Origin of the sequence: Microvirga sp. HBU67558 (assembly GCF_018069605.1) — a bacterium.
Classification (GTDB): Bacteria; Pseudomonadota; Alphaproteobacteria; order Rhizobiales; family Beijerinckiaceae; genus Microvirga; species Microvirga terrae.
In genome coordinates, this window is record NZ_JAGPUP010000252.1 from 1 (window position 1) to 672 (window position 672).

A 672-nucleotide genomic window follows, 5' to 3' on the forward strand; every position below is an offset into this window, starting at 1 on the left:
TTTGGCGTCAACAACCGGGCTGCAGCGGCCGTCGCCGGTGCGCGGCCCTACCCAAATCGTCCTCGGGGCTTGCTGAGCAATCGATCAGATCAAGGACGGAGTGGGGTACCTTGGCGAAGCAATGCGGGAGATCAGGAGGCAGCAGCTCGGAGTCTTCAATCCTCCGCTTCATTATCGATCTGGGCTTGAGCCCCATCAGAGGTCCCGCCCTGAAGGAGAGGTACGAACGGAGCTGGCGCAACTTTCTATCATCGCAGGGAGTGGGTGCGGCGCTACGCTAAGGACGATGAGCCGGTCGTCCCTGAGCATCGTGATCGACCGCGGCGGGCGGTTCGCGGCTGGTCACACAGACGGGATTCGGGCTCCCTAAGCCTCCGGTCACTTCGGATTTCCAAGGTGATCGTCAGCCGATGCCCTGGCCCGCTTACCGTATTGAAGACCTGCCAGCACTCTGGGTGAAAAGTGATCGAGGTCGTTCCTGATTGGACTGAAGTTATCTTGCTCATCATCTCTTTCGTAGTAAGACATTGGGAGCAGTGAACGGGCTGGAGTGCATCCAGCGTAGAGATCCCTCAGGGGCGAAGATCGATGACGACTGATAGGCGCGTGGGGCTTATTGCTGATGGCGATCCCTATTTCCGCGTTGCGGCGGCCGCCATCCTGACCCACCAC

The 672-nt window shown here is 59.7% G+C and carries 1 protein-coding gene; it reads right to left on the minus strand.

Annotated elements, in window-relative coordinates; translation table 11 throughout:
• Nucleotides 1-378 precede the first annotated feature (378 nt).
• On the minus strand, nucleotides 379-672 hold a 294-nt coding region (locus KBI52_RS01070), incomplete at its 5' end, for a hypothetical protein (RefSeq protein ID WP_210804812.1).